Origin of the sequence: Cellulomonas sp. Leaf395, assembly GCF_001424125.1 — a bacterium.
GTDB lineage: Bacteria > Actinomycetota > Actinomycetes > Actinomycetales > Cellulomonadaceae > Cellulomonas.
The window spans coordinates 609,965-634,659 of record NZ_LMQI01000001.1 but is presented as its reverse complement, the minus strand read 5'-3'; the positions used below and the strand labels follow the sequence as shown (position 1 = coordinate 634,659).

The 24,695-nt window shown below is 72.3% G+C and carries 21 protein-coding genes; 8 read left to right on the top strand and 13 right to left on the bottom strand.

What is annotated here, in order from left to right; genetic code table 11:
- Positions 1 to 48: 48 nt before the first annotated feature.
- From ASG23_RS03010 to ASG23_RS03000, 3 genes are read left to right on the top strand one after another with little or no spacing between them, the layout of a single operon-like run.
- The gene (locus ASG23_RS03010; RefSeq protein ID WP_056019801.1) at positions 49 to 645 is read left to right on the top strand and encodes a TetR/AcrR family transcriptional regulator; all 597 of its coding nucleotides are present in this window, start codon (positions 49 to 51) and stop codon (positions 643 to 645) included.
- Positions 646 to 679: 34 nt separating this feature from the next.
- Positions 680 to 1,204, top strand: a complete 525-nt coding sequence (locus ASG23_RS03005; RefSeq protein ID WP_056019798.1) for a MarR family winged helix-turn-helix transcriptional regulator — start codon at positions 680 to 682, stop codon at positions 1,202 to 1,204.
- Positions 1,205 to 1,208: 4 nt separating this feature from the next.
- The gene (locus tag ASG23_RS03000) at positions 1,209 to 2,384 is read left to right on the top strand and encodes an MFS transporter (protein ID WP_056019795.1); all 1,176 of its coding nucleotides are present in this window, start codon (positions 1,209 to 1,211) and stop codon (positions 2,382 to 2,384) included.
- Here the strand turns inward: ASG23_RS03000 and ASG23_RS02995 are convergent.
- Positions 2,381 to 4,210 (bottom strand): ABC-F family ATP-binding cassette domain-containing protein, encoded by a 1,830-nt coding sequence (locus ASG23_RS02995; protein ID WP_056019791.1) that lies wholly within the window; start codon positions 4,208 to 4,210, stop codon positions 2,381 to 2,383. The two genes, ASG23_RS03000 and ASG23_RS02995, sit on opposite strands and share 4 nt — an antisense overlap.
- Positions 4,211 to 4,297: 87 nt before the next feature.
- On the opposite strand from ASG23_RS02995, the gene ASG23_RS02990 reads away from it, so the two are divergent.
- The gene (locus tag ASG23_RS02990) at positions 4,298 to 5,500 is read left to right on the top strand and encodes an LCP family protein (RefSeq protein ID WP_082515707.1); all 1,203 of its coding nucleotides are present in this window, start codon (positions 4,298 to 4,300) and stop codon (positions 5,498 to 5,500) included.
- A gap of 59 nt (positions 5,501 to 5,559) precedes the next feature.
- Here the strand turns inward: ASG23_RS02990 and ASG23_RS02985 are convergent, their stop codons facing one another.
- The 5 genes from ASG23_RS02985 to ASG23_RS02965 form a co-directional block, all read right to left on the bottom strand.
- The gene (locus tag ASG23_RS02985) at positions 5,560 to 6,036 is read right to left on the bottom strand and encodes an SRPBCC domain-containing protein (protein ID WP_056019785.1); all 477 of its coding nucleotides are present in this window, start codon (positions 6,034 to 6,036) and stop codon (positions 5,560 to 5,562) included.
- A gap of 2 nt (positions 6,037 to 6,038) precedes the next feature.
- Positions 6,039 to 6,368: an ArsR/SmtB family transcription factor gene (locus tag ASG23_RS02980; protein ID WP_056019784.1), complete on the bottom strand. Its 330-nt coding sequence runs from the start codon at positions 6,366 to 6,368 to the stop codon at positions 6,039 to 6,041.
- A 47-nt stretch (positions 6,369 to 6,415) separates the two neighbouring features.
- Complete coding sequence (locus ASG23_RS02975) at positions 6,416 to 7,354, bottom strand: 4-(cytidine 5'-diphospho)-2-C-methyl-D-erythritol kinase (RefSeq protein ID WP_056019781.1); 939 nt, start codon at positions 7,352 to 7,354, stop codon at positions 6,416 to 6,418.
- Positions 7,351 to 8,298, bottom strand: a complete 948-nt coding sequence (gene rsmA / locus ASG23_RS02970; RefSeq protein WP_056019778.1) for a 16S rRNA (adenine(1518)-N(6)/adenine(1519)-N(6))-dimethyltransferase RsmA — start codon at positions 8,296 to 8,298, stop codon at positions 7,351 to 7,353. The genes ASG23_RS02975 and rsmA overlap by 4 nt, the downstream gene beginning before the upstream one ends.
- Before the next feature lie 209 nt (positions 8,299 to 8,507).
- Positions 8,508 to 10,061, bottom strand: coding sequence for a flavin monoamine oxidase family protein (locus tag ASG23_RS02965; RefSeq protein WP_327019456.1), 1,554 nt, complete (start codon positions 10,059 to 10,061; stop codon positions 8,508 to 8,510).
- Between the two features lie 392 nt (positions 10,062 to 10,453).
- On the opposite strand from ASG23_RS02965, the gene ASG23_RS02960 reads away from it, so the two are divergent.
- Positions 10,454 to 11,113 carry a Rid family hydrolase gene (locus ASG23_RS02960; protein ID WP_056019772.1) on the top strand — a complete coding sequence of 220 codons (660 nt, stop codon included), beginning with the start codon at positions 10,454 to 10,456 and terminating at the stop codon, positions 11,111 to 11,113.
- 133 nt (positions 11,114 to 11,246) lie between these two features.
- Here the strand turns inward: ASG23_RS02960 and ASG23_RS20775 are convergent, their stop codons facing one another.
- The 5 genes from ASG23_RS20775 to ASG23_RS02935 all read right to left on the bottom strand — a co-directional run bounded on the left by ASG23_RS20775 (position 11,247) and on the right by ASG23_RS02935 (position 18,073).
- On the bottom strand, positions 11,247 to 12,554 hold the full coding sequence (locus ASG23_RS20775) for a transglycosylase family protein (RefSeq protein WP_327019455.1): 1,308 nt from the start codon (positions 12,552 to 12,554) through the stop codon (positions 11,247 to 11,249).
- Positions 12,555 to 12,861: 307 nt separating this feature from the next.
- Positions 12,862 to 13,995, bottom strand: coding sequence for a ubiquitin-like domain-containing protein (locus tag ASG23_RS02950; RefSeq protein ID WP_235520821.1), 1,134 nt, complete (start codon positions 13,993 to 13,995; stop codon positions 12,862 to 12,864).
- Between the two features lie 216 nt (positions 13,996 to 14,211).
- A complete protein-coding gene (locus ASG23_RS02945) occupies positions 14,212 to 15,129 on the bottom strand; it encodes a TatD family hydrolase (RefSeq protein ID WP_056019766.1) in 918 nt (305 codons plus the stop codon).
- Entirely contained in the window at positions 15,129 to 16,922 is a 1,794-nt protein-coding gene (gene metG, locus ASG23_RS02940) for a methionine--tRNA ligase (protein ID WP_056019763.1), read from the bottom strand. The genes ASG23_RS02945 and metG overlap by 1 nt, the downstream gene beginning before the upstream one ends.
- Before the next feature lie 32 nt (positions 16,923 to 16,954).
- Entirely contained in the window at positions 16,955 to 18,073 is a 1,119-nt protein-coding gene (locus ASG23_RS02935) for a PQQ-dependent sugar dehydrogenase (RefSeq protein WP_200941491.1), read from the bottom strand.
- 163 nt (positions 18,074 to 18,236) lie between these two features.
- Between ASG23_RS02935 and ASG23_RS02930 the strand changes: the two genes are divergently transcribed.
- Together ASG23_RS02930 and ASG23_RS02925 are read left to right on the top strand one after the other, a co-directional pair.
- Positions 18,237 to 19,436, top strand: a complete 1,200-nt coding sequence (locus tag ASG23_RS02930; RefSeq protein ID WP_056020736.1) for a cytochrome ubiquinol oxidase subunit I — start codon at positions 18,237 to 18,239, stop codon at positions 19,434 to 19,436.
- Positions 19,433 to 20,356: a cytochrome d ubiquinol oxidase subunit II gene (locus ASG23_RS02925; RefSeq protein ID WP_056019760.1), complete on the top strand. Its 924-nt coding sequence runs from the start codon at positions 19,433 to 19,435 to the stop codon at positions 20,354 to 20,356. The genes ASG23_RS02930 and ASG23_RS02925 overlap by 4 nt, the downstream gene beginning before the upstream one ends.
- Positions 20,357 to 20,427: 71 nt before the next feature.
- On the opposite strand, the gene rsmI is transcribed toward ASG23_RS02925, so the two are convergent.
- On the bottom strand, positions 20,428 to 21,303 hold the full coding sequence (gene rsmI, locus ASG23_RS02920; RefSeq protein ID WP_056020732.1) for a 16S rRNA (cytidine(1402)-2'-O)-methyltransferase: 876 nt from the start codon (positions 21,301 to 21,303) through the stop codon (positions 20,428 to 20,430).
- 57 nt (positions 21,304 to 21,360) lie between these two features.
- Here rsmI and ASG23_RS02915 point away from each other — a divergent pair, with 57 nt between their 5' ends.
- Positions 21,361 to 23,175, top strand: coding sequence for a dolichyl-phosphate-mannose--protein mannosyltransferase (locus ASG23_RS02915; RefSeq protein ID WP_082515705.1), 1,815 nt, complete (start codon positions 21,361 to 21,363; stop codon positions 23,173 to 23,175).
- A 22-nt stretch (positions 23,176 to 23,197) separates the two neighbouring features.
- Here ASG23_RS02915 and ASG23_RS02910 read toward each other — a convergent pair whose 3' ends face one another.
- Complete coding sequence (locus ASG23_RS02910; RefSeq protein WP_056019757.1) at positions 23,198 to 24,673, bottom strand: beta-N-acetylhexosaminidase; 1,476 nt, start codon at positions 24,671 to 24,673, stop codon at positions 23,198 to 23,200.
- Positions 24,674 to 24,695: the final 22 nt, after the last annotated feature.

The following is a 24,695-nucleotide window of genomic DNA, read 5'->3' as shown; positions in this document are numbered from 1 at the left end:
CATGATGGGCCCGTGGCCAACGACCCCAAACGCACCACCCGCTCCCGCATGACGGGGACGCAGCGGCGCGCCCAGCTGGTCGACGTGGCACGGGGCCTGTTCGCCGAGAAGGGCTTCGACGGCACCAGCATCGAGGAGATCGCGGCACGCGCCGAGGTGTCCAAGCCGGTCGTGTACGAGCACTTCGGCGGCAAGGAGGGCATCTACGCGGTCGTCGTCGACCGCGAGATCCAGGCCCTGACGGGCGCCCTGAGCGGGGCGCTGGAGGTCGGCGGGCACCCGAAGGTGCTGGTCGAGCGGACGACGCTGGCCCTGCTCGGGTACATCGAGGCGTCCGAGGACGGGTTCCGGATCCTGGTGCGTGACTCCCCCGTCGCGCAGGCGACCGGCACGTTCTCCAGCCTGATCGGGGACGTCGCCTCGCAGGTGGAGCACATGCTCGCGGACCAGTTCAAGAAGCAGGGTCAGGACCCGAAGACGGCGCCGATCTACGCGCAGATGCTGGTCGGCATGGTGGCCCTCACCGGGCAGTGGTGGCTCGACGCGCGCAGCCCCAGCAAGAACGTCGTCGCGGCGCACCTGGTGAACCTCGCGTGGAACGGGCTCTCGGCGCTCGAGCGCAGGCCGACCCTGACGCGCACCTGAGGGGATCTCTCTCGACGTCGAGTAATCTCGCGTCATGGTGGCACGCACCCCCCCGGACGCTCCGGGGGCCCGCGACGAGGTCGATCGGATCGTCCTCGCCTGGGAACGCGAACGCCCCGACCTGGACGTCCGCCCCCTGACGGTCCTCTCGCGGGTCAGCCGGCTGGCCCGGCACCTCGACCTCGCCCGCCGCTCGGCGTTCGCGCGCCACGACCTCGAGACGTGGGAGTTCGACGTGCTGTCGGCGCTGCGCCGCGCGGGTTCCCCGTACCGGCTGTCGCCGGGTGCGCTGCTCACCCAGACGCTGGTCACCAGCGGCACCATGACCAACCGCATCGACCGCCTCGCGGAGCACGGGCTGGTCGAGCGGCTGCCCGCGCCGGACGACCGCCGCGGTGTGCTGGTGCAGCTCACCGCCGCCGGGCTGGACCGCGTGGACGCGGCGTTCGCGGACCTGCTCGACGTCGAGCGGAGCTTGCTGGGCGACCTCGACGAGGCCGACCGCGACCGGCTGGCGGACCTGCTGCGCGAGGTGACCGCGCCGTTCGACGCGTCGTGAGGGCATGACGGCAGCGCGGTCCGCCGCTCGCGGGCTCCTGCTCGCAGCAGTACTTCTCTACGCGCTGAACCTGCGGGCCCCGATCACGGCGCTCGCCCCGGTCGTGGACGACGTCCGCGCCGACCTCGGTCTGAGTGCCGCGGGCGTGGGACTGCTCACCGGCATCCCGGTCCTCTGCTTCGCGCTCGCGACGCCGCTCATGGCCGTGCTGCTCGGGCGCCTCGGCACCGGGCGGGTGGTCGCGGCGTCGCTGGTGACCGTCCTGGCCGGCACAGTGCTGCGGTCCGCGGACGGGTTCGGCACCGCGCTCGTCGGCACCGTCCTGATCGGGGTGGCCATCACGGCGGGCAACGTCGCCGTGCCGGTCGTGATCGGGCGGGACTTCCCCGGGCACGTGCCGCGGGTGACCGGCCTGTACACGGCGGCGCTGAACGGTGGCAGCGTCCTCACCACCACCCTGACCGCGCCGCTCGCGGACGTCGTCGGCTGGCGCTGGGCGCTGGCGTCGTGGGGTCTGCTCGCCGTCGTCGCCCTCGTCGTGTGGCAGATGGCCTACCCCTTCGCGCGTGCCGAGCCCGTGGCGCTGGTCAGCGGCACGAGCGCGCCCGAGGTGTGGCGACGGCCGGTCACCTGGTTCCTCGCCGTCGCGTTCGCCGGGCAGGCGTTCGGGTACTACGCGGTCAGCGCCTGGCTGCCGTCGGTCCTGCACGACACACTCGGGCTCGAGCGCGCCGCGTCCGGCGGTGCCGCCGCGCTGTTCCAGCTGTTCGGCATGGTCGGCGGTATCGCGGTACCGATCGCCCTGGGTCGACGCGCACCGGTCGCCGCCGTGGCCGCGGCGATCGCGGTCGGCTGGGCCATGCTCCCCCTCGGCCTGCTGCTCGCGCCGGCGTGGTGGCCGCTCTGGTGCACGTTCGCCGGCGTGGCGCAGGGCGGGAACTTCGCGGTGATCTTCACCGTCATCGCCTCCAGCGCGGGGTCGCAGGCCGCCGCGCGCCGCATGTCCGCGACCGTGCAGAGCCTCGGCTACGGCGTCGCCGCCCTCGGTCCGAGCGTGCTCGGTGCTGTGCACGCGTCGAGCGGCGGGTGGACCGCGCCGCTTCTCGTCGTGCTCGGTGCGGTGCTGACCATGGGGGTCTCCACGGGGCTGGGCCTGAGGAGCATGCGCCGAGGGAACTAGCCGACGATCTCCGCGGCCTCGAGCCACGCGGCCTCGAGCTCGTCCTTCTCGGCTGCCAGCGCCCGCAGCTCAGCGTCCAGCGCGATCACGGCCTGGTGGTCGGTCGCCTGGTCGGACATCCGCTGGTGCAGGGTCGCCTCCTGGTCCGCGATCCGGGACAGTCGCCGCTCGATCCGCGCGATCTCCTTGCGCGCCGCGCGCAGGTCGGCCGGCGAGACGGTGGGCTGCGACGCGACGGCAGCGACGGGCTCGTCCGACGGGCCGGTGCGAGGCCGCGCGCTCAGCGGGGACGCCGCCGTGGCCGTGCCGCCGCCGACCAGAGCGGTCCTGCGCAGGTCCAGGTACTGCTCGACGCCGCCCGGCAGCTGGCGGAGCAGACCGTCGCCGAGCAGGGCCATCTGCGTGTCGCACACCCGCTCCAGCAGGTACCGGTCGTGCGAGACGACGATCAGGGTGCCCGGCCAGCCGTCCAGCAGGTCCTCGAGCGCGGCGAGGGTGTCCGTGTCCAGGTCGTTGGTCGGCTCGTCGAGCAGCAGGACGTTCGGCTCGCCGACGAGCAGGCGCAGCAGCTGCAGCCTTCTGCGTTCCCCGCCCGAGAGGTCCCGCACAGGGGTCCGGGAGCGCTCGCGGTCGAAGCCGAGCCGCTCGACCAGCTGCGCGGCGGTGAGCTCCTTGCCGGCGACGACGACCGAGCGCTTCTCGCTCTCGATCACCTCGATCACCCGCAGGCCGGCCAGCTCGTCGAGCTCCTCGACGTCCTGCGTGAGCTCGGCCACCTGCACGGTCTTGCCGCGCTTCACACGGCCGGTGGTCGGCTGGAGCCGCCCGGACAGGAGCCGCAGCAGGGTGGTCTTGCCGGCCCCGTTGACGCCGACCAGGCCCACGCGGTCGCCCGGGCCGAGGCGCCAGGTGACGTCGTGCAGGAGGACGCGGTCGCCGTACGCCACCGACACGTCCTCGATGTCCAGCACGTCCTTGCCCAGACGGGCGGTCGCCATGCGGGTCAGGCTCAGCTGGTCGCGGGGTGGCGGCTCGTTCTCGATCAGGGCGTTGGCCGCGTCGATCCGGAACTTCGGCTTGCTGGTCCGCGCAGGGGCCCCCCGGCGTAGCCAGGCGAGCTCCTTTCGCAGGAGGTTCTGCCGCTTCTCCTCGGTCGTCGACGCCGTCCGCGCCCGCTCGGCACGCGCCAGCACGTACGCGGCGTACCCGCCCTCGTACTGGTCGACCGTCCCGTCGTGGACCTCCCACGTGCGCGTGCAGACGGCGTCGAGGAACCAGCGGTCGTGGGTGACGACGACGAGCGCGCCGTTGGAGCCTCGGTACCGCTCGACCAGGTGCGCGGCGAGCCATGCCACGCCCTCGACGTCGAGGTGGTTGGTCGGCTCGTCGAGCACCAGGACCTCGTCGTCGCGCACCAGCAGCGCCGCCAGCGCGACCCGGCGGCGCTGGCCGCCGGACAGGGTGGCGACGTCGGCGTCGAGGGACACGTCCGCGAGCAGGCCTGCGTGGACGGAGCGGATGCGGGAGTCGGTGGCCCACTCGTGCTCGTCGGCGGAGCCGTGCACCACGTCGAGGACGGTGCTGCCGGCCAGCAGGTCGTCGCGCTGGTCCAGCACGGCGATCCGCAGGCCGCCGGCACGGGTGACGCGACCGTCGTCGGGCTGCTGAACGCCGGACAGGACGCGAAGGAGCGTGGACTTGCCGGCGCCGTTGGGGCCGACGACACCGATGCGTTGGCCGTCGTCGAGCCCGAGCGAGACCTCGTCGAGGAGGGTGCGCGTGCCCAGCGCGAGCGTGACGCGATCCGCGCCGAGAAGGTGTGCCATGTCCTGTGAAGGCTACCCGCACACCCGCACAGGTCCTCCACCCCGACCACCGGCACGGGCGCTGACCTGCGCACTAGCGTCCGAAGGATGAGCCAGCACGCGCGTGCAGCACGACCACGACGAGCACGTCGTGCGATCGGCCTCACCACCATGGGACTCCTCGTCTTCGGTGTCGCCGCGGCGGCCGCCGTGTACCGAGAGCTCCAGGCGAACGTCACGGAGGTCGACCTCCAAGGCCTCGTGGGCGACGAGAGCGCACGGCCGCAGCCGACCGAGCCACCTCCTGGCGACGCGCGGGCCGGGACGCCGGTGAACCTGCTGATCATCGGGTCCGACGACCGCAGCGGCGAGAACGCCACGATCGGCGGCGAGAACGACGGGATGGCCTCCGACACGACGATCGTCGCGCACGTTTCCGCCGACCGGTCCCGGGTCGAGCTGGTGTCGATCCCACGGGACCTGAAGACCGACCGGCCGTCGTGCACGATGTCGGACGGGACGACGACGCCGGCCCGGACCGACAGGCAGTTCAACGAGGCGTTCGCGCTCGGGTGGACCGAGGGACAGGACATCGCGTCGGCGTCGGGGTGCACGTGGAAGACCGTCGAGCTGCTCACCGGGGTCCGGCTGGACGGGCTCGTGCTCGTCGACTTCGTGGGGTTGCGGGACATGGTCGACGCGATCGGCGGGGTCCCCATCTGCCTGCCGACCGCTCTGCGCGACGAGGACACCGGACTCGACGTCTCCGCCGGTCCGCAGGTGTTCGACGGCACGACCGCGGTGCAGTTCGCCCGCGCCCGCCATGACATCGGCGACGGGTCGGACACCGGTCGGATCACCCGCCAGCACGACCTGATGGCCGCGATGACCCGCTCGGTGCTCAGTCAGGAGGTGCTCACGAGCCCCGCGTCGCTGCTCCGGTTCGCGCAGGCGGCGACGAGCTCGCTGACCGCCAGCCAGGGGTTCCGTGACCTCACCGACCTGACGGGGTTCGGCCTGTCGCTGCGGAACCTGCAGGCGGAGCGGATCGTGTTCGCGTCGATGCCCACCGTGCCGGACCCTCGGGACACCAACCGGAGGGTCGCCACCCCGGCGGCCACCGAGCTGTGGGCGCGCATCGCCGCCGACCTGCCCGTCGGCGAGTCCCCGCCGACCGGCACCGCGACGCCGCTCACGGACCCGACCGCCTCGCCGGTCACGGACCCGGCGGCTCCGCGGGTCGAGACGCCGTGGACGCCACCGGGCGGTGTCCTCACGTCAGCGGACGACTCGTCCACCTCCTGCACGTGACGAACCCGACCCCGGTGCCGTCGTCGTCGTGACGGCACCCGGGTCGGGTCCCGCGTCGGTCAGCCCGCCAGGTACGTCGCGAGGGTGTCGAAGATGCCCTGGAAGCCTGCTTCGCGCTGGCTGCCGTCCTCCTTGCCGTCCAGGAAGACGCCCTGCTCCGTGTACGTGACCCGGGTGCCGCCGTCGACCGCCTCGAGCTCGATCGTCGACAGCGACGTCGACAGGTGCTCTCCGCCCACCCACATGTCGTAGGTGGATACGATGCGCGAGCGCTCGACGATGTCCGTGTAGGTGGCCACGTAGCGGCTGGTGGGTCCGTCGTGCCACTGGCCGTCCTGGACGGCCTGCCCGCCGACGCGGAACTCCTCGTGCGCCTCGGTCTCGGTGAACCCGGGGTCCGAGCCGAACCACTGGGCGTGCTGCTCCGGGACGGCGAACGCGTCCCAGACGCGGGTGAGGTCGGCGTCGAACGTGCGCTCGACGACGAAGGTCGCGTGGGCGACGGCGCTGGTGGCGCTGGTGGTCTCGGTGGGCATGGTCAGGGTCCTTTCGTGGTGGCGAGGTACGTGCCGAGGCGGTCCAGCCGGCGCTCGGCGGGCAGCCGCTGCCGGCCCATCCACTCCCCTGCACCGGTCAGGGCGTCGGTGGTGAGCTGGACGGTGCGGACACGGCCGATCTTGTGCGAGGTGACGATGCCCGCGTCCTCGAGCACGGCGAGGTGCTGGTGGACCGCCGGCAGGGACATCGCAAAGGGCTCGGCGAGCTGGCTGACCGACACCGGACCGCGCACGAGGCGTTCGACCATCGCGCGGCGGGTCGTGTCGGACAGGGCCTTGAAGACCTTGTCCAGCTCGCCATTGTTAAGCATGTTCTTAAGTATTGCTCGTCGCGACGAGATGTCAAGGGGTCGAGGTGTCAGTCGGTCGAGCTGACGACGCGCGCACCGGCCACCGGCCCGGCGGCCGTCAGGACGCGGTCGGCCACGCCCGACGCCGTGAACGCCGCCGCGAGCACGAGCGCGTGCTGGCGGCTGCGGCCGAGGGCAGCGACCGTGGGACCGGACCCGGACACGACGACGCCGAGCGCCCCCGCGTCCTGCGCGACCGCGAGCGGCTCCGCCAGCCCCGGGTCGAGCTCGAGCGCGGCCATCTGCAGGTCGTTGTGCAGCGCGGCACCGAGCGCGCGCGGGTCACCCGCGCGCAGCGCCTGCATCAGCGGGACGTCGTCGTCCTGGTCGGGCAGGAGCGCGGTGCCGTGCAGGTCGTCGAACGCGGCGTAGACGTCGGCGGTGGACAGCCCTCGGTCCTGCACGGCGAATGCCCAGTGGAACTCGCCGCGGCTGAGCGCAGGCGTCAGCAGGTGACCGCGGCCGGAGCCGACGGCGGTGTGGCCGGCCAGGGAGAACGGCACGTCCGACCCCAGCTCGGCGGCCAGCTCCAGCAGGTCGTCCCGGCTGAGCCCGGTGCGCCACAGCGCGTCGCACGCCACCAGAGTCGCCGCGGCGTCCGCCGAGCCGCCCGCCATACCGCCCGCGACCGGCACCCCCTTGTGCAGGTGCAGGTGGACGCCGTCGTCGATACCCGCCCGGTCCGCCAGCAGGGCAGCGGCGCGCAGCGCGAGGTTCGAGCCGTCCGTCGGCACCAGCTCGGCCTGCGGGCCGCTCACGGCCAGCGTGCGCTGTTCCGAGGGGGTGGCGACGACCTCCTCGAACACCGACACCGCCTGGAACACGGTCGACACGGCGTGGTAGCCGTCGTCCTCGCGCGGCCCGACCCGCAGCGAGAGGTTGATCTTGCCGGGCGCACGGACCCTGACCTCGTGCTCGGGCAGCGGGGCCACGGGGGTCAGCGTCACGGCTCCACAATGCCAGGTCGACCGGCTACCGGCCCGAGGTGCTCGAGATGTTCAGCGATGCGCGCGAACCCCGCGATGTCGACGCGCTCCCCCCTGGCCTGCGGGTCGACGCCCGCAGCCTCCAGGGCGGCCACCGCGAGGTCGGAGGATCCCGCCAGCGCGGACAGGGCCGAGCGCAGCATCTTGCGGCGCTGCGCGAACGCGGCGTCGACGACGGCGAACACCGCCTCCCGGGACGCGTCGGTGGCCGGGGGCTCGCGCCGGTCGAAGCGAACCAGCGCCGAGTCGACGTTGGGCACGGGCCAGAAGACCGAGCGGCCGACCGTCGCGGTCCGGCGGGCCGACGCGTACCAGGCGGCCTTCGCGGACGGCACCCCGTAGGTGCGGCTGCCGGGCGGTGCGGCCAGACGGTCCGCCACCTCGGCCTGCACCATGACGAGCACGCGCTCGAGGCTGTCGAAGCGCTCGAGGAACGTCAGCAGGACCGGGACCGACACGTTGTACGGCAGGTTGGCGACGAGCGCGACGGGCGGCGGACCGGGCAGCGCGCGCACGTCCAGGGCATCGGCCAGCACGATCGTCAGGCGGTCGCGACCGGCGCCGTCACGCAGCACCACCGGCTCGTCGTCGGCACCCGCGACCACCGTCAGCCCGGGCACGTGCCGCGCGACCGTGGTCGGCAGGAGCCGGGCCAGCGTCGGGTCGATCTCGACGGCCACCACGTCGGCCCCCGCCTCCAGCAGCCCGAGCGTGAGGGACCCGAGCCCCGGACCGACCTCGACGACGCGGTCACCCTCGGCGACATCGGCCTGGCGCACGATCTTGCGGACGGTGCCCCCGTCGAGCACGAAGTTCTGCCCGAGCTGCTTGGTCGGGCGCACCCCCGCACGCTCCGCGAGGTCGCGGATCTCCGCGGGCCCGAGCAGCGTGGTGGTGGTCGACATGCGCACGAGCCTAGGTGTACTCGACCGTCAGCTTGGTGACAGGCGGCTCATCGGCGCGAGTGCAGTTGCCTGCCCGTCGGGGAAGCGGGTCGACGCTCTGAGCCGCCCGGCCTCGGTGTCGGCGACCACTGCTCGCGGACGAGCGGCCCGGGTCCCGGACGATCTCCGCGGACCCGGACCGCTGTCCCACCAGCGTGCGAGAGGGAGCGTCAGGTCGTCATGACGCGCTGGTGGAGGGCCTGCACGGCGTAGCGGGCGGACCAGAACGCGCCGTGCTGCCATGCGGAGACCTCGGACATCCAGTCGCCCGCGAAGTACACGTTGCCGGCGCCCTGCTGGAGCTGCTTGAAGCCGGCGGACTCGGTGTTGGGGTAGGCCCAGGCGCCCTCGATGTAGGGGACCTTGTGCCAGGCGACGGAGAAAGATGCCTCCAGCTCGGTGCGGTACTTCTCGCCGTGGATCTTGACGCCCTGCTCGACGGCGCGTGCCTCACGCTGCTTCGGGGTCATGTCCGCGTAGGCGCGGGCGCTGTTACCCGTGTTGTAGTAGCCGGTGATGAGACCCTTCCGCTCGCCGTACCCGTACGACGGGTACCAGATGTGGGCCAGGTCCATGTCGGTCTCGGTGATGCCACCGAAGATGCGGTGGTCGTCCTCCCAGAAGCGCGACTTGTACTGCAGGCCCATCTTGCCGGCGGGCGAGCCGATGGCGAACTCGCCTAGCGCCGCGTCGATGCCCGGGCCCCAGTTGGTCGCCCAGCGGCGCATGACCCCGGCAGGTGCGGCGACGATCGCGAAGTCCGCTTCGATCTGGCGCGCCTTGCCGTTCGGCGCACTGTAGGTGACCTTGACACCGCTGGTGGTGTTCTCCACCGCGGTGACCGGGGAGTTGAACAGGACGTTCTGCGTGCCGATGGCGCGCACGAAGTACTGGTAGGTCGTGTCCATGCCGCCCTTGGGCTGGAACATGAGCATCGACTGCTCCCAGTTGATCTCGAAAGGGAAGTAGTTGCCCACCTTCGAGGCGAGCACCTCCGAGACGGTGCCCGGGCCGGGCAACGGGGTGCCGTGCTCGTTCCACGCCGACGGGTAGACGGAGAACCCGCGGTTGTCTCCACCCTGGTAGGTGCCGTCCGCCTTGAGGGATCCCCACCGTTGCAGGAAGTCCCGCAGGTTCTGCTTGTCCGCAGCGGTCAGCTTCTGGTCCAGGGCACCCTGGTCGGTGGCGTGGGCGAGCAGCTCGGACGTGTAGCCGAAGACGTCGGCCTTGGCCGTGCGGTAGCGGATGGGGTTGCCGGGGGTGGCGCCGGAACGCTCGTTGTAGAGGTAGGCGTCCGCGTTCGCGTTCGTGAAGACCTCGTACGGCACCCCCAGCTCGCGGAGGTAGTCCATCGTGACCATCCACTGGGCGATGCGCCCGGCGCCCGAGTTGAAGTACGTGCCGTCGGCGAACCGCGCAGTCTGCGTGACACCGTCGATGTCCGTCTCGGAGTCGCCATCCCGGATGGTCAGGGTGCGGCCGCCGGGACGGTGGCGTGCCTCGAGCACGGTCACCTGGTAGCCGGCCTTCTGGAGCTCGTACGCCGAGGCCAGGCCTGCGGGGCCGGCTCCCACGATGACGACCTTCTTGGCGGAACGACCCGTCAGGTTGAAGTCGCTTCCCCGGGGTCCGACCCACGACTCCGCCCTCGGCTGGGCGGCCGCGGTTGGCGCCATCCCTATGGCACCCATCGTCGCGAACATGACGCCGGCACTGGAACCCACGCCGACTGCCTGAAGGAAGCTGCGGCGAGAGACGCCCGAGGTGTCCTCTTGTGTGCGCACGTTGTACTACCTCTCGTGAGGGGACGGCCTGATCGGCGACGGCCCCCGAGAAGCCCCCGTCAGCGCCGTGCGTCACGCTAGGTGCGCTGCGTCTCCTGGATGGTTCGTAGGTGTTTCCTTTCAGTTGCTTGAGGTAACAAGTAGGTTTCGCCGGGTTCCTCACGAGGCTCCGCACTCCTCGGGAGCGCGTGGAAAGTCACCGAGCCCCGAATTCTGTTCGACCTTCGTTATTCACCACCGCGAAACGACCCCTGGGTACGTTCCACGCCGTCCGGTCCCCACCGGATCGACTCCCCGACGCCACCATGCGTCGCCTGTACCGGAGGATTCCCATGAAGAACCGCGCGAAGATCATCGCCGCCGTCGTCGTGACCGCAGCCGTCGCCGTCCCCAGCACCGCCTTCGCCAAGGAGAGGCTCTTCGAACCCGCGCCGCAGGAGTCCGTCTCGTTCGTCACCGGGGACACCCCCTCCATCGCGAACGGCGTGGCCATCGGCAAGGACGTCGCCTGGTACAAGTCCTCGGGTCTCGGTCCGGCTGCATTGAACAAGACCCCCGGCGCATCCGCCGAGGCGCGCTACATCCCGACCGACGTCTTCCCGGACGCCCTGCTGCCAGCGGGTGTGACGATCACCGAGGCGCAGGGCATCAACGCCCTCATGCGCATCGGCGAGAACCTCGAGAAGGCGGGCCTGTCCTTCAACGACGTCATCTCCATGCGGGTCTTCCTGCAGAACCCTGAGGGCCAGGCCAAGATGGACTTCGACGGCTGGAACCGCGCATACCGCCAGTTCTTCGCCAACACCAATCTGGCAACGGGCGAGACGCTCGACGTCCAGCTCGGCTCCACGACCACCAAGCCGATGGTCGTCAACGAGGCACGCCCCTCTCGCTTCGCCCTGGAGATCGAGAACCTGCCGGTCAACGGCTGGCTCGTCGAGGTCGAGGTCGACGCCGTCTACCCCACGGCGGACCACCGGCGATCCAACTGATGCTGGAGCTCCCTGACACGGGCTCCCCACCGGAGGTTCTCTCAAGGTCAACGGCCCTCGACGTCACCAGCGTCCTGTAGGCGAGCACGACGGAACCCCCGCCCAGGGATCGGGCGGGGGTTCCGTCGGGTGCTCAGCTGAAGAGGTACTTCCCGCAGTGCGGCCACTGGCCGGCACCGGAGCGGTTGTAGAGCATCTTGGCGCGCGCCGTCTGCTCCTCGGCCGAGGCGGCCGAGGGGAGCCCGGCGCCACCGACGGCCTGCCAGGTGGCCACCGAGAACTGGTAGAGCCCGTGGTACTTGCCCGTCGAGGAGACGGCCGTCGGGTTGCCACCGGACTCACAACGCGCCAGAGCGGCCCAGTTGAGCGAGTCGGCGCTGCCACCGGCGGTGACCGGGCTGCCGGTCGACGAGCCTGTCGACGAGCCTGCAGCGGGAGCAGGGGCCTTCTTCACGACAGGCGGGCGGGTCTTGGTGCCCACGCTCAGCACCTCGTCGACCGGGGCCTGGGTGACGGTGTCGGAGACGGTGACGCGGGCGGACTCGACGCCGTCGACCGTGGTGACACGCTCGACGAGCGTGCGGACGCCGGGGACCCCGGCGGTCAGCGTGCTCTTCTGGTCCTTGTAGCGGGTCGCGTCCTCCTGCGTGCTGGACGCGAAACCGACTTCGTGCGTGGACGTGACGTCCTGCACGACGACGCGGTTGACGATCACCTGGACGCGACCGGCGTCGTTCTGGACAACGGAGACGCGGTCGAGCGCGTTGAGCGTGACGCCGAGCTCGCCGAGGACCTGCGCGACGCTCGCGTCGGCATCGGTGACGACGAGCGTGGTGCCGTCCACGACGACGTCGGCCGGGCCGCGCAGCGTGAGGTCCAGCGCGAGCTCGGGCCGGCCGCCCGCCGCGGACCGGGAGGCGACGAGCGAGACGGCCTGGCCGCGCGCGGCCAGCGTGTCGAGCGCCTCGTCGGCGGACAGGGCGGTGGTCCAGACGGACGTCTCCTGGCCGTCGACACTGACCGAGACCTGGTGCGCGTGGCGGACGACGATCTCGCTGCCTTCACGCAGCGAGCCGGTCAGGCTCACGACGTCGCGCTCGCCGACGACGACGCCCTGGTCCTCGAGGAAGCCCTCGACCGACCCGGCGAACGTGCTCAGCTCCGCGACCTCGCCGTTGACGTCGAGCGTGACCGTCTTCTGCGCGTGCGCGAACGCCGCCGACCCGCCCACGAGGACGAGCGCCACGGTGGCGGCGGTGATGGGCAGGATGCGCGCCCGACCGGACCGGTGGTCCGTCGCGGGCTCGTCCGGGGCGGACGGGGCGCTGGGTCGGGGGGACCGTCGCGCGGACAGACCAGGGATCAGGGTCGAGAACTGCACGGGGCTCCAGCCGTCGAGGTGCCCGGGCACGGGGTGCGGAGCGCGCCGCTTGCGCGGCACCCGGCGGTGGACCTCTGGTTCGAGGCTCTGCGGACACCCGGAGGGGTGTCTCCCGTCGGTCCCGGATCCCCGATCCGGCCGTCACGGCGGTCCGCGTGGAGCGGGCGCCGAACCCAGCGGAACGTCCGCCGGCACAGGTGGGCCGATGTCCAGATCGCGGGGCGGGCTCGACCGTAACCGAATCGTGATCGTGTTGCCAAGCGCGCCTACCGTCAGATTCGGTACCGATGTGCCCCATTTACGCCGCGGATCACGCGTTCTCCCACGTCAGGCCACGTGAGCGGAGTCACAGGCGAAAAGGGGTGAATCAGTACCAGCCCTTGGCCTGGCTGGACGCGTACGCACCGCACGGGTCGCCGTAGCGACCGCCGATGTAGTTCAGGCCCCACGTGATCTGCGTGGCCGGGTTGGTCCGCCAGTCGGCGGCGACCGTCCCCATCTTGCTGCCCGGGAGAGCCTGCGGGATGCCGTAGGCGCCCGAGGACCTGTTCTCGGCGTTCACCCGCCAGCCGCTCTCCTTGTTCCACAGCGCCAGCAGGCACGCGAACTGGTCGTCACCCCACCCGCGCGCCGCCGCCATCTCCTTGCCGAGCGCCTGGGCGGTGCCCGGCTCGACCGCGACGACGGACGGGTTCGGCAGCTCGGCCGTGCCGACCTTGGTGACCTGCGTGACCGGAGCGACGGTGACGACCGACGCGATCGGGGTGCGGCCGACGACCACGCCGCCCACCACCTGGAGCTCGTACGTGGTGGTGCGGACGCCGGCCTTGCCCTTGGTGGCGACGACGGTGTTGCCCTTGACCATCCCGGGGTCCTCGACCTCGGTGGACTCGAACGGCACCGCCTCGGTCACCGTCTCACCCGCGGTGCCGGCCCGGGTCACCATGACCACGAGCCCGTCGACGGCGGTGGAGTCGAGCGGCACCGAGACCTGGTCGCCCTCCTCGAGGACGAGCCCGACGTCCCGCAGCCCGTCGCGCACCGTCGCGGCGCTGCTCAGCCCGTCGATGACCTGGCCGTCGACCACCAGGTGGATCGTCTTGAGCGTCGAGACGCGGAGCGTGTCCCGGCCGAGGGCGGCGGACCGGGAGGCCGACAGGCGCACCTCGTCGTCGCGCAGCCCGAGACCGTCGACGGCCTCGCCGACCGTCAGAGCCGTCGTCCACACCGAACGCTCGGAGCCGTCCACCTCGACCGACAGCTCACGACCGTGCCGCACGACGATCTGACCGGACCGCGCGATCGGCTGGTCCAGCGCGGGGGCGACCAGGTCGCGCTCCCCGACGGCGATGTCCGCGCTCGCGAGCATGTCCTCGACGGTGCGACCGAACGCCTCGACCTCGACCGACGTCCCGTCGACGTCGACGGTCACCGTCTTGTGCAGGACCGCGAACGCGCTCGTCGCCGCGGCCACGACCGCCAGCACGGCTGCCTGGGCCACCACCCGCACGGCTCGTCGACCACGGAAGGGGCGACTGCGCGTCGCACGATCCTGGTCCGGCCTCACGCGGTGGGTCCTCTCGGAGGGGCTCACAAAGATGCGCCCGTCCTGGACGCAGGTCCGACCGTAACCGATCCGTGACCGACGCGGTAACCCGAGGCCCGCCCCGCGGGACCGACATCACCCGGCCGTCCCCGGCAGAGCGGGGCATATCCGTCACCAGGTCCCGTAGACCGCCTCGGACGTGGCCGCGAGCGCCGCGCAGACGTCCGCCAGCGGGCGGCCCGTGACCTCGGCGACCGTGCGGACCGTCCCGGGCAGCAGGTAAGGGGCGTTGGGACGGCCGCGGAACGGGTGCACGGTGAGGTACGGCGCGTCCGTCTCGACGAGCAGGAGGCTGGGCGGGACCTCACGCAGCGCGTCCCGCAGGGCGTCGTTCGCGCCGAACGAGACCGGGCCCGCGAACGACAGGAACCACCCGTGGGACACCGCGAGCCGTGCCAGGGCGGCGTCGCCGGAGAAGCAGTGGAAGACCGTGCGGTCCGGCGCGCCGTCGGCGAGCAGGACCTCGACCACCTCGTCGTGCGCGTCGCGGTCGTGGATCTGCAGCGCGAGGCCCAGCTCCTTGGCGAGCGCGATGTGCGTGCGGAACGCCTCGCGCTGGACCGAGCGACCGCGTGGTCCGGCACGGAAGTGGTCGAGGCCGGTCTCTCCGATGGCGCGGATGCGGGGGTTGGCGCGGGCGGTCCGGGCGACCAGGTCGATCGCGTCCGCCAGCGACGTCTCGTGCGGCGGCTCGGGGTCGAGGCCGTCCGGGGCGGACTCGACGATCCCCGCGTGGCGGACCGCCTCGTTCGGGTGGATGGCGATCGCGCCGAGCAGCCGGGAGTCGGAGCGGACCACCTCGTCGGTCCAGCCGATCGCCTCGTGGTCGCACCCGACCTGGACCATCCGCGTCACGCCGACGGACGCCGCGCGGTCCAGGTGCGCGGCGAGGTCGGACGCCGCACCGTCGGCGCTCCAGCCGTCGGCCCGCCACGTCACCACCGTGTCCAGGTGCGTGTGGTTGTCGACGACCGCGACGGGCAGAGGGTCCGGCGACGCGGGCCAGCCGGACTCCCTCTTCCGGGCCATCACGCCTGGCGCAGCCGCTCGAGCTCCTCCTCGACGATCGAGTCGTCGAGCTTGGTGAACACCGGCACCGGCTTGGCCACCGGGGTGCCCGGCACGACCGGCTCGGACCGCCACGGCGCGACCGTCCGGCCGAGCTCGTAGTCGCCGGTGATCACCGGGTAGTGGCGCGAGTCGTCGTCGAGGTCCGTGACCTCGTCGATGCGCGGCAGCGGCGAGATCGTGCCCGTGCGGCCGAACGTCTCGTGCACCTGCTGCGCCGAGTGCGGCAGGAAGGGGGCCAGCAGCACGTTGGCGTCGGCGACCGCCTGCGCGGCCGTGTGCAGCACCGTGCCCAGCCGGTCCCGGTCCCCCGTCAGCTTCCACGGCTCGGTCTCCGAGATGTACCGGTTGGCCTCCTGGACCACGCGCATCGCCTCGCTGACCGCGGCCCGGTTGCGGTGCCCCTCGAGCAGCTCGCCGACCTTGCCGAAGCCCGCCGACGTCGTCGCGAGCAGCCCCTGGTCCACCGGCTGGAGCGCGCCCGGCGTCGGGATCTCGCCGAAGTTCTTGTGGATCATGCTCGCTGTCCGGTTGACCAGGTTGCCCCAGCCCGCCACGAGCTCGGAGTTGGTGCGCGTCTTGAAGTCCGCCCACGTGAAGTCGGAGTCCTGGTTCTCCGGCCCGGCGACCGACAGGAAGTAGCGCAGCGCGTCCGGCTGGTAGCGGGACAGCACGTCGCGCACGTAGATGACGACCCCACGCGACGAGCTGAACTGCTTGCCCTCCATCGTGAGGAACTCGCTGGAGACCACCTCGGTGGGCAGGTTCAGCGTGCCGTACTGCCCCGGCGAGCCGCCCTTCGTCCCGCGACCGTCGTAGGCCAGCAGCTCGGCCGGCCAGATCTGCGAGTGGAACGTGATGTTGTCCTTGCCCATGAAGTAGTAGCTCAGGGCCTCAGGGTCGTTCCAGAACGGGCGCCACGCGTCCGGGTCGCCCTTGCGGCGCGCCCACTCGATCGACGCCGACAGGTACCCGATGACCGCGTCGAACCACACGTACAGGCGCTTGTTCGGGTTGTCCTCCCAGCCGGCCAGCGGGACCGGGATGCCCCAGTCGATGTCCCGCGACATGGCGCGCGGGCGCAGGTCGTCGATGAGGTTGAGGGAGAAGTTCAGGACGTTCGGACGCCAGTCGCTCCGGGTCTTCAGCCACGCCTCGAGCGCGCTCGCGAACGCCGGCAGGTCCAGGAAGAAGTGGTTCGACTCGACGAACTTCGGCGTCTCGCCGTTGATCCGGCTGCGCGGGTTGATCAGGTCGATGGCGTCCAGCTGGTTGCCGCAGTTGTCGCACTGGTCGCCGCGCGCGCCGTCGTACCCGCAGATCGGGCAGGTGCCCTCTACGTAGCGGTCCGGCAGGGTGCGGCCCGTGCTCGGCGAGATGGCCCCCATGGTCGACTGCTCGATCATGTAGCCGTTCTTGTGCACCGTGCGGAACATCTCCTGCACCACCGCGTAGTGGTTGCGCGTGGTGGTCCGCGTGAACAGGTCGTAGGACAGACCGAGGTTGGTGAGGTCCTCGACGATCACACGGTTGTACCGGTCCGCCAGCTCCTGCGGACCCACGCCCTCCTGCTCGGCGAGCACGAGGATGGGCGTCCCGTGCTCGTCGGTGCCCGAGACCATGAGCACCTCGTTGCCCGCCATCCGCATGTAGCGGCTGAAGATGTCCGACGGGACACCGAAGCCGGCGACGTGACCGATGTGGCGGGGGCCGTTCGCGTAGGGCCACGCGACGGCCGAGAGGATGCGAGACATGCGCCCGATCCTAGGTGAGCGGTCGCGGCCCCTCAGTCGACGACCACCCGCAGGATGCGGTCGTCGCCGTCGCGCACGTCGCCGCGGCCGTCCGTGTTCCCCGTGACCACCCAGAGCGACCCGTCGGGTGCCGGCTCGACCGCGCGCAGCCGCCCGCGCTCGCCCGCCAGCAGTGCCTGCGGCGTACCGACGCCGTCCTCGGTCAGCGGCACCCGCCAGAGCCGTTCGCCGCGCAGCCCGGCCAGGTAGACCGCCTCGTCGGTGACGGCCAGGCCGCTCGGCGACGCGTCGCTGGTCGCCCAGACGGCCAGCGGCTCGACGAACTCCTCGCCCATGCCTTCGACCTGCGGCCACCCGTAGTTGCCGCCCGGCTCGATCAGGTTGAGCTCGTCCCAGGTGTTCTGCCCGAACTCCGAGGCGAACATGCGGCCGTCCGGCGCCCACCCGAGCCCCTGCACGTTGCGGTGCCCCAGGCTCCATACCGGCGATCCCTCGTCCGGGTTGCCCGGGGCGGGGTCGCCGTCGGCCGTGATACGCAGGATCTTGCCGTTGAGGCTGTCGGGGTCCTGCGCCGACGGGGGGTTGCCCGCGTCGCCGGTGGTGACGTAGAGGAAGTCGTCGGGACCGACGGCGAGCCGGCCGCCGTCGTGGTTCCCGGCCTTCGCGACGCCGGTGAGGATCGGCCGCAGCCCGCCCAGGACCGACCCGTCGAGGGTGCCGCGCAGAACCCGGTTGTCATCAGCCGCCGTCGCGTACAGCGCCAGGTCGACCGCGGTCCCCGTCGATCCGAGCACGGCCACCCCCAGCAGCCCGCCCTCACCGCCGGGCACGACGAGGTCCGCGAGGTCGTCGGCACCCGGACCCGTCACGTCCGTCGCCGCACCGTCGGGTCCGACGAGCACCAGCCCCGCCTCGTCCCGCAGCGTGACGACGGCCTGCCCGTCGGGCAGGAACGCGAGCCCCCACGGGACGTCGAGGTCGCCGAGGACGTCGTCGACCTCGGTCACCTCCACCGTCGCCGGAGCAGGTTCGGGCTCGGGGGTCGGTCCCGGTGTCGTCGAGGTCGCCCGAGCCGTCGGGGCCGCCGTGCTGTCTGCCGGGCTGCAGCCCGCGAGCGCCACGAGTGCGACGACGAGGCCGAACCAGGTCATCGGTCGCGCAGCCATGCTCCAGCCGATCACGAGCCCCCGGGCCCCGCACTCCGGGACCACCCTGACCGGCGCGCCCACGCGCCTCGGGGACCACCCGGAACCGTCCCGGATCTTCCCCTGGGACCCCGGTCGCATGCCTGTGCGCGGGCCTAGCGTCGCCCTCGTGAGCGCCGTCGACGCCGCCCGCACGCAGTTCGCTCTGCTGGCGGGCTTCCACTTCCTGTTCGTCCTCGTGACCCTGGGCCTGGGACCCGTGGTCGCGATCTTCCAGACCCGGTGGGCCCTCACCCGGCGCGAGGTGCACGAGCGTGCGACCCGGTTCTGGGGCCAGCTGTACCTGGTGAACTACGCCCTCGGCATCGTGGCGGGGATCCTGCTGGAGCTCCAGTTCGGTCTGCACTTCCCCGGGCTGCTCGACGTGGCCGGCGAGGTGTTCGGCGCCCCGCTGGCCGTCGAGACGATGGTGGCGTTCTTCCTCGAGTCGACGCTGCTGGGGCTGTGGGTGTTCGGCTGGCACCAGCTGAACCGGTGGGTGCACACGCTGGTGTTCTGGCTCGTCGTGATCACCGGGTACGCCTCGGCGTTCGCGGTGATGGTGGCCAACGGGTTCCTGCGCCACCCGGTCGGCTACGAGATGGTCGACGGCGTCGCGCACATCACCGACGCCGCCACGCTCGTGCTCAACCCCGCGGCCGTCCTGTCGCTCGGGCACGTCGTCGGGGCGTGCCTGCTGGCAGGGGCGTTCGTCGTCGTCGGCGTCAGCGCGTGGCACCTGCGCCGGGAGACGGGGTTCGACGAGCTGTTCCAGCGCTCCCTGCGCACCGGCGTCGCGCTGGGAGCGGTCGGTGCGCTGCTGGCCGTCGGGTTCGGGTTCTCGCAGTTCTCGTACGTCACCCAGGGAGCCGAGTCGGGGCAGTCCCCGGTGGTCGGCGTCGCGCTCGGGTTCATGATCCTGGGTGGCTTCGCGCTGTTCCTCGGGGCGTTCCCGATGCTGGCGCTCACGGTCAGCGGCGCCCTGTTCCGGCTGCCGTTCCGACGCGCTCTCTACGGCTTCCTCACCGCGGTGGTCCCCGTGCCGTTCGTCCTCGCGATCTTCGGCTGGCTGACCCGCGAGATCGGTCGCCAACCGTGGGTCGTCGTCGGCCTGCTGCGGACCTCCGACGCGACCTCCGCGCACAGCGCCACGACGGTGCTGATCTCGCTCGCGGTGCTCGTCGGGCTCATCGCCACCCTGGCCGTCATCGACTGGGTCCTGCTCGCCCGCCTCGCCCGCCTCGGACCGGGGTCGCCGACGCTCGGCGCTCCCCCGTGGCACGCCCGCGAGGCCGACGAGCCCCTGACCTTCGCGGAGGTGTCCCGATGATCTGGACCGTGCTGCTGGTCGGCTCCCTCGCGGGCTGGGCCGTGCTCGACGGGATGAACCAGGGCCTCGGCGCCACGCTCCGCCAGGTCGGTCGGACCCCCGGCGAGCGCCGGACCGTGCTCACCGCCCTCGGCCCGTTCCTGCTGGCCGGCGAGGTCTGGCTCGTCGCCGGGGCCGGTGTCCTGCTCGCCGGCTTCCCCGAGCTGGAGAAGGACCTCTGGTACGTCGCGTATCCGCTGGTCATCACGCTGCTGGTCACGTGGGTGCTCCGCGATGCCGGGGTGTGGCTGCGCAGCCGCCGGCCCGGAGTCGCCTGGCGGAACGGGTGGGAACGCGTGATCGTCGCCGCGTCGGTCGGCCTGCCGTTGTCGGCGGGCGGCCTGCTCGGGGCGGCCCTGGTCTGGCTCCCGCCGCAGCCGTCGCTCACGGCGCGCGTCGTGGTCCCCGTGCTCACCGCCCTGTCGGCCGTCGCTGTCACGCGCGTGCTCGGCACGACCTTCGTCGCCGTCCGGACCTCGGCCGTCCTGCGCGAACGCGCCCTCCGACTGGCCGGGCGCGCGCTGCCCTGGTCCGCGGGCCTGCTCGCGGCGTCCGCGGTCGCATACGTCGTCCTCGTCCCCGCCGACGGGCCGCTGACCGCCGTTCTCCCGCCGCTCGTCGTGCTGGCCGGCTCCGGGTCCGCGCTCGTGGCGCGGCCCGCGCTCGCGGACTGTCGGCTGCACCGGGCGCTCGGCGCGGTGGTCGTCGGCGGCGTGCTGCCGGTCGTCGCCGCCGCCATCGCCCTCGCTCCGGCCGCCTCTCCGGCGCCCACCCTCGAGCTCGTGCTGCTCGCCTGCGTCCCCGTCCTGCTCGCCGCCCAGGCGTGGGTCTGGTGGACGTTCCGGCACCCGGTCAGCTCGCGCGACGCGGTCTTCTACTGACCGTCGGTCCTTCAGGGTGAGCAAGCCATGAGTGAGGCGACCCGTCGTCCGACGCGGCACTCAAGGCTTGGTCAGCGGGGTTTGGCTGCCAGGGCCGCCGCGTACAGGTCGCGCTTCGGGACGCCTGCCGCGGCCGCCACCTCGGCGACCGCGTCCTTCAGGCGGTCGCCGGTGTCCGTGCGGGACAGCACCTCGGCGACCAGCTCCGCGGTCGACAGCTCCACCGCCTTCACCGCCCCGCCGACCACCACGACGATCTCCCCCCGCACCTGGTCGGCGGACGCCCAGGTGACCAGGTCCGCCAGCGGTCCGCGGACGACCTCCTCGTACGTCTTGGTCAGCTCGCGGCAGACGGCGGCGGGCCGGTCCTCGCCGAACGCGACGGCCATCGCCGCCAGAGTGACGTCCAGCCGGTGCGGCGCCTCGAAGAACACCATCGTGCGGCGCTCGTCGGCGAGCAGCTCGAACGCCCGGGCGCGCTCGCCGGGCTTGCGCGGCGGGAAGCCCTCGAAGCAGAACCGGTCGGTGGGCAGGCCGGACAGCGCCAGAGCGGTCAGCACGGCGCTCGGTCCCGGCGCCGCGGTCACCGGCAGCCCGGCGGCGACGGCGGCACCCACGACGCGGAACCCGGGGTCGGACACGGCGGGCATCCCGGCGTCCGTCACGACGACGACCGTGCCCCCACCTGCGACGACGGCGAGCACCTCCGCCGAGCGTTCGACCTCGTTGTGCTCGTGGAAGCTGAGCACCCGACCACCGATCTCGACGCCGAGGCGGCCCGCGAGCGCCCGCAGCCGACGGGTGTCCTCCGCCGCGACGACGTCCGCCTCCGCGAGCAGCCGACGCAGGTGGGCCGAGGCGTCCTCGGTGTTGCCGATCGGTGTGGCGGCCAGCACGAGACGGCCAGGAGTCTGCTCAGCGGGGCTCACAGGGGTCACGCACGTCAGCCTGCCACCTCCCGGACGCCCCTCCCGCAGCACAGGCCTCGCCCCTACGATGACCGCGTGCCGCCCACCGGAGACGACGACGCCTCGATCCTGACCGAACGTCAGGACGGTCCCGCCCGCTCCCCGGAACCCGGCGACGACGCGACCGCGGCGGAGCCGACGACGACCGGCACCCCCGGCACGACGAGCGCGACGAACGCGGTCGACGGGACCGACGCGATCCCCGCCCGCGGCACCGTGCTCGTCCTCGACGACGAGCCGCGCGAGCTCGAAGGCCCCCAGGAGTCCACCCGAGGCAGGCTGCTGCGACGGCTGCTCGGCGACGACACCCTCCGGCTCGACGCCACACCGCGCGACCGGCTCACGGGCTGGCTGTGGCCGCTCGCCGTCACCCTGCTGGCCGCGGTGCTGCGGTTCTGGGAGCTGGGCCGCCCGCACAAGCTGGTGTTCGACGAGACGTACTACGTCAAGGACGCGTACTCGCTGCTGGTCAACGGCTTCGAGGCGACGTGGGGGGACGACCCGAACCCGGCGTTCGAGGCCGGCGACGCCAGTGGGCTGGGCACGACCGGCTCGTACGTGGTGCACCCGCAGGTGGGCAAGTGGCTGATCGCCCTGGGGATCCACTTCGGCGGTGGCGTGGGCAGCTCGGCCGCGTGGCGGGCTGCTGCGGCTGTCTGCGGGGTCCTGGCGGTGCTGATGATCGCCCGCATCGGCCGGCGGCTGTTCGCGTCCACGGCGCTGGGCACCCTGGCGGGCCTGCTGTTCGCGATCGACGGCGAGGCGATCGTCATGTCGCGGATCAGCCTGCTGGACCCGTTCCTCATGTTCTTCGTCCTCGCCGCGTTCGGCGCCCTCCTGCTGGACCGCGACCAGGCCAGACGACGGCTGGCGGAGCGGACCGCGCAACGCCTCGACGCAGGAGAGGACCTTCGCGACGGGCCACGCCTGGGCGTCCGCTGGTGGCGGCTCGCGGCTGCCGTGCTGCTGGGTCTGGCCCTGGGCACCAAGTGGTCCGCCATGTACTTCCTCGCAGTGTTCGGGCTGCTCACCGTGGCGTGGGACCTGACCGCCCGCCGGAGCATCGGGGTGCGGCACTGGTGGCGTGCGGGGATCCTCAAGGACGGGGTCGTCGCGGGGATCTCGATGGTCGGCATCGCGCTGCTCGTCTACGTCGGCTCGTGGTGGTCCTGGTTCACGCACCGGGAGGCCTACGGGCGCCTCTGGGCGGAGCAGAACCCGGACCAGGGTGTCCAGTGGCTGCCCCCGGCGCTGCGCTCGTTCTGGAAGTACCACCAGGACATGTGGGGATTCCACAACGGCCTGGAGACGCCGCACTCGTACTCCGCCCACCCGCTCGGCTGGATCGTGCAGTGGCGGCCGACGTCGTTCTTCTACCCGACCGAGGTGTCCGGCCTGACCGGCCAGGCGGCCCAGGACGCGTGCGGCGCGGGCAGCTGCTCGCAGGCCATCGTGGCGCTCGGCAACCCCGTCCTGTGGTGGTGCGCGGCGGCGGCCATCCTCGTCGCGGTCGTCTGGCTGTTCCGGTACCGGGACTGGCGTGCGGGCGCCGTGCTGGCCGGCATCGTCGCCGGCTGGTTGCCGTGGTTCGCCTACGAGCACCGCACGATCTTCACGTTCTACTCGATCGTGTTCGCCCCCTGGCTGGTGCTCACGCTGGTGTACGTGATCGGCCTGGTGGTCGGACCGAAGGACCTGGACGCGCGCGAGCGACGCTGGGCGATCGTCGGCTGCGGTGTGCTCGTCGCCCTGATCGCGGGCGTGAGTGCGTTCTTCTACCCGCTCTGGTCCGCGTGGATCGTGCCGTACGAATTCTGGCACGCGCACATGTGGCTGCAGACCTGGGTATGACGGGTAGGACGGCTCTGCGGGTTCAGCGCGTCCACTCGACCTGCGGGCTCGCGTACCAGGACAGCCCGAGGCGGTCCCAGAACTGTGCCTGCCGGCCGACCCGGGCGCGGAAGTCGTCCCAGTCGCGCCGCTCGGGCGCGGACCAGGCGACCTCGGCGATGGCGGCCAGCCGCGGCAGCAGCATCTGCGTGAGTGCCGGCAGGTCGCGCAGCGTCTCGGTCCAGACGGCCGCCTCGACGCCGATCACGGACTCCGCCGGGACGCCCTCGACGAGGGTCGACGGCTCCCAGTCGTAGGCGTCGCGCAGCTCGATGTGACCGGCCCACTCGAGGCCGAGCTCCGTCTTGGCGTCGTATTTCATGTCGAGGTACGCCTTCGACCCCGGAGACATGAGCAGCAGCGCACCGGCCTGCGCCGCGGCGACGAACGGCGCGGGGTCCACCCGGGTGTCCCAGTACTGCACCACGGTGCCGGGCTCCAGCGGCGTGTGGGCGATCTCCTGCCAGCCGACCACCTTCTTGCCGGCCGCGCGGACCGCGGCGGACGCGGCGGCGACCAGCGTGGCGTACTCGTCGGCCTCCATCGTCAGCACCTCGTCGCCACCGATGTGCACGTACTCGCCGGGGGTCATCGCGGCGACGTCGGCGAACACGTCCGTGAGGAACGCGCCCGTCGCGGGCAGGTCCGCGTGCAGCCGGCTGAAACCGACCTCGATCCCGGTGTACGCGTCGGTCGGCTCGCCGGTCAGGTTCAGCTCCCCGTACGCGTGCGTCGCGGCGTTGACGTGACCGGGGACGTCGACCTCCGGGACGACGCGCACGCCGCGCACCGCCGCGTACGCGATGAGGTCCGCGTAGTCCTCGGCCGTGTAGAAACCGCCGGGGTCCCCGTCGACGGACGTGCTGCTGGACAGGCGGGTCAGCAGCGGTCGCGACCGCACGTGCAGCCGCCAGCCCTGGTCGTCGGTCAGGTGCAGGTGCAGCACGTTGAGCTTGTAGTGCGCCATGAGGCCGATGACGACCTTGAGGTCGCGCACGGGCACGAAGTGCCGAGCGACGTCGACGGACAGCCCTCGCCATGCGTAGCGAGGCGCGTCCTCGATGCGCACGGCTGGCACCCGCAGGACCCCGCCGGGCGCGGCCACGATCAGCTGGCGCAAGGTCACGATCGCCCGCACGAGCCCGGCAGGCGTGCGCGCCTCGAGGTCGATGCGGCCGTCGCGGGCGGTCAGGCGGTAGGCCTCGTCGCCGAGCGGCAGCGACTCGACGAGCCGGAGCCGCACGATGCCGCTCGCGCTGCTCGGGCTGTTCTCGGCGTAGCGCACCTCGACGGCCCGGCCGCCGACCCGCCCGAGCAGGTCGGCTGCGAGCACCGCGATGCCGATCAGGTCCGGCCTGCTGTCGACCACGACGGTCGTCGCCTCGGTCAGCACGAACGGCGCGTCGACGGTCGGCTCGAGGTGGGCTGGCTGCGGGATGACGGCGATGGCATCGGCCACGGTGGTGTCCTCGGGGGGAGAG

Bases quoted from the DNA above. Each gene is read 5' to 3' on its own strand.
- ASG23_RS03010 (WP_056019801.1), top strand. From the start codon at position 49: ATGACGGGGACGCAGCGGCGCGCCCAGCTGGTCGACGTGGCACGGGGC.
- ASG23_RS03005 (WP_056019798.1), top strand. From the start codon at position 680: ATGGTGGCACGCACCCCCCCGGACGCTCCGGGGGCCCGCGACGAGGTC.
- ASG23_RS03000 (WP_056019795.1), top strand. From the start codon at position 1,209: ATGACGGCAGCGCGGTCCGCCGCTCGCGGGCTCCTGCTCGCAGCAGTA.
- ASG23_RS02995 (WP_056019791.1), bottom strand. From the start codon at position 4,210: ATGGCACACCTTCTCGGCGCGGATCGCGTCACGCTCGCGCTGGGCACG.
- ASG23_RS02990 (WP_082515707.1), top strand. From the start codon at position 4,298: ATGAGCCAGCACGCGCGTGCAGCACGACCACGACGAGCACGTCGTGCG.
- ASG23_RS02985 (WP_056019785.1), bottom strand. From the start codon at position 6,036: ATGCCCACCGAGACCACCAGCGCCACCAGCGCCGTCGCCCACGCGACC.
- ASG23_RS02980 (WP_056019784.1), bottom strand. From the start codon at position 6,368: ATGCTTAACAATGGCGAGCTGGACAAGGTCTTCAAGGCCCTGTCCGAC.
- rsmA (WP_056019778.1), bottom strand. From the start codon at position 8,298: ATGTCGACCACCACCACGCTGCTCGGGCCCGCGGAGATCCGCGACCTC.
- ASG23_RS02960 (WP_056019772.1), top strand. From the start codon at position 10,454: ATGAAGAACCGCGCGAAGATCATCGCCGCCGTCGTCGTGACCGCAGCC.
- ASG23_RS02945 (WP_056019766.1), bottom strand. From the start codon at position 15,129: ATGGCCCGGAAGAGGGAGTCCGGCTGGCCCGCGTCGCCGGACCCTCTG.
- metG (WP_056019763.1), bottom strand. From the start codon at position 16,922: ATGTCTCGCATCCTCTCGGCCGTCGCGTGGCCCTACGCGAACGGCCCC.
- ASG23_RS02935 (WP_200941491.1), bottom strand. From the start codon at position 18,073: ATGACCTGGTTCGGCCTCGTCGTCGCACTCGTGGCGCTCGCGGGCTGC.
- ASG23_RS02925 (WP_056019760.1), top strand. From the start codon at position 19,433: ATGATCTGGACCGTGCTGCTGGTCGGCTCCCTCGCGGGCTGGGCCGTG.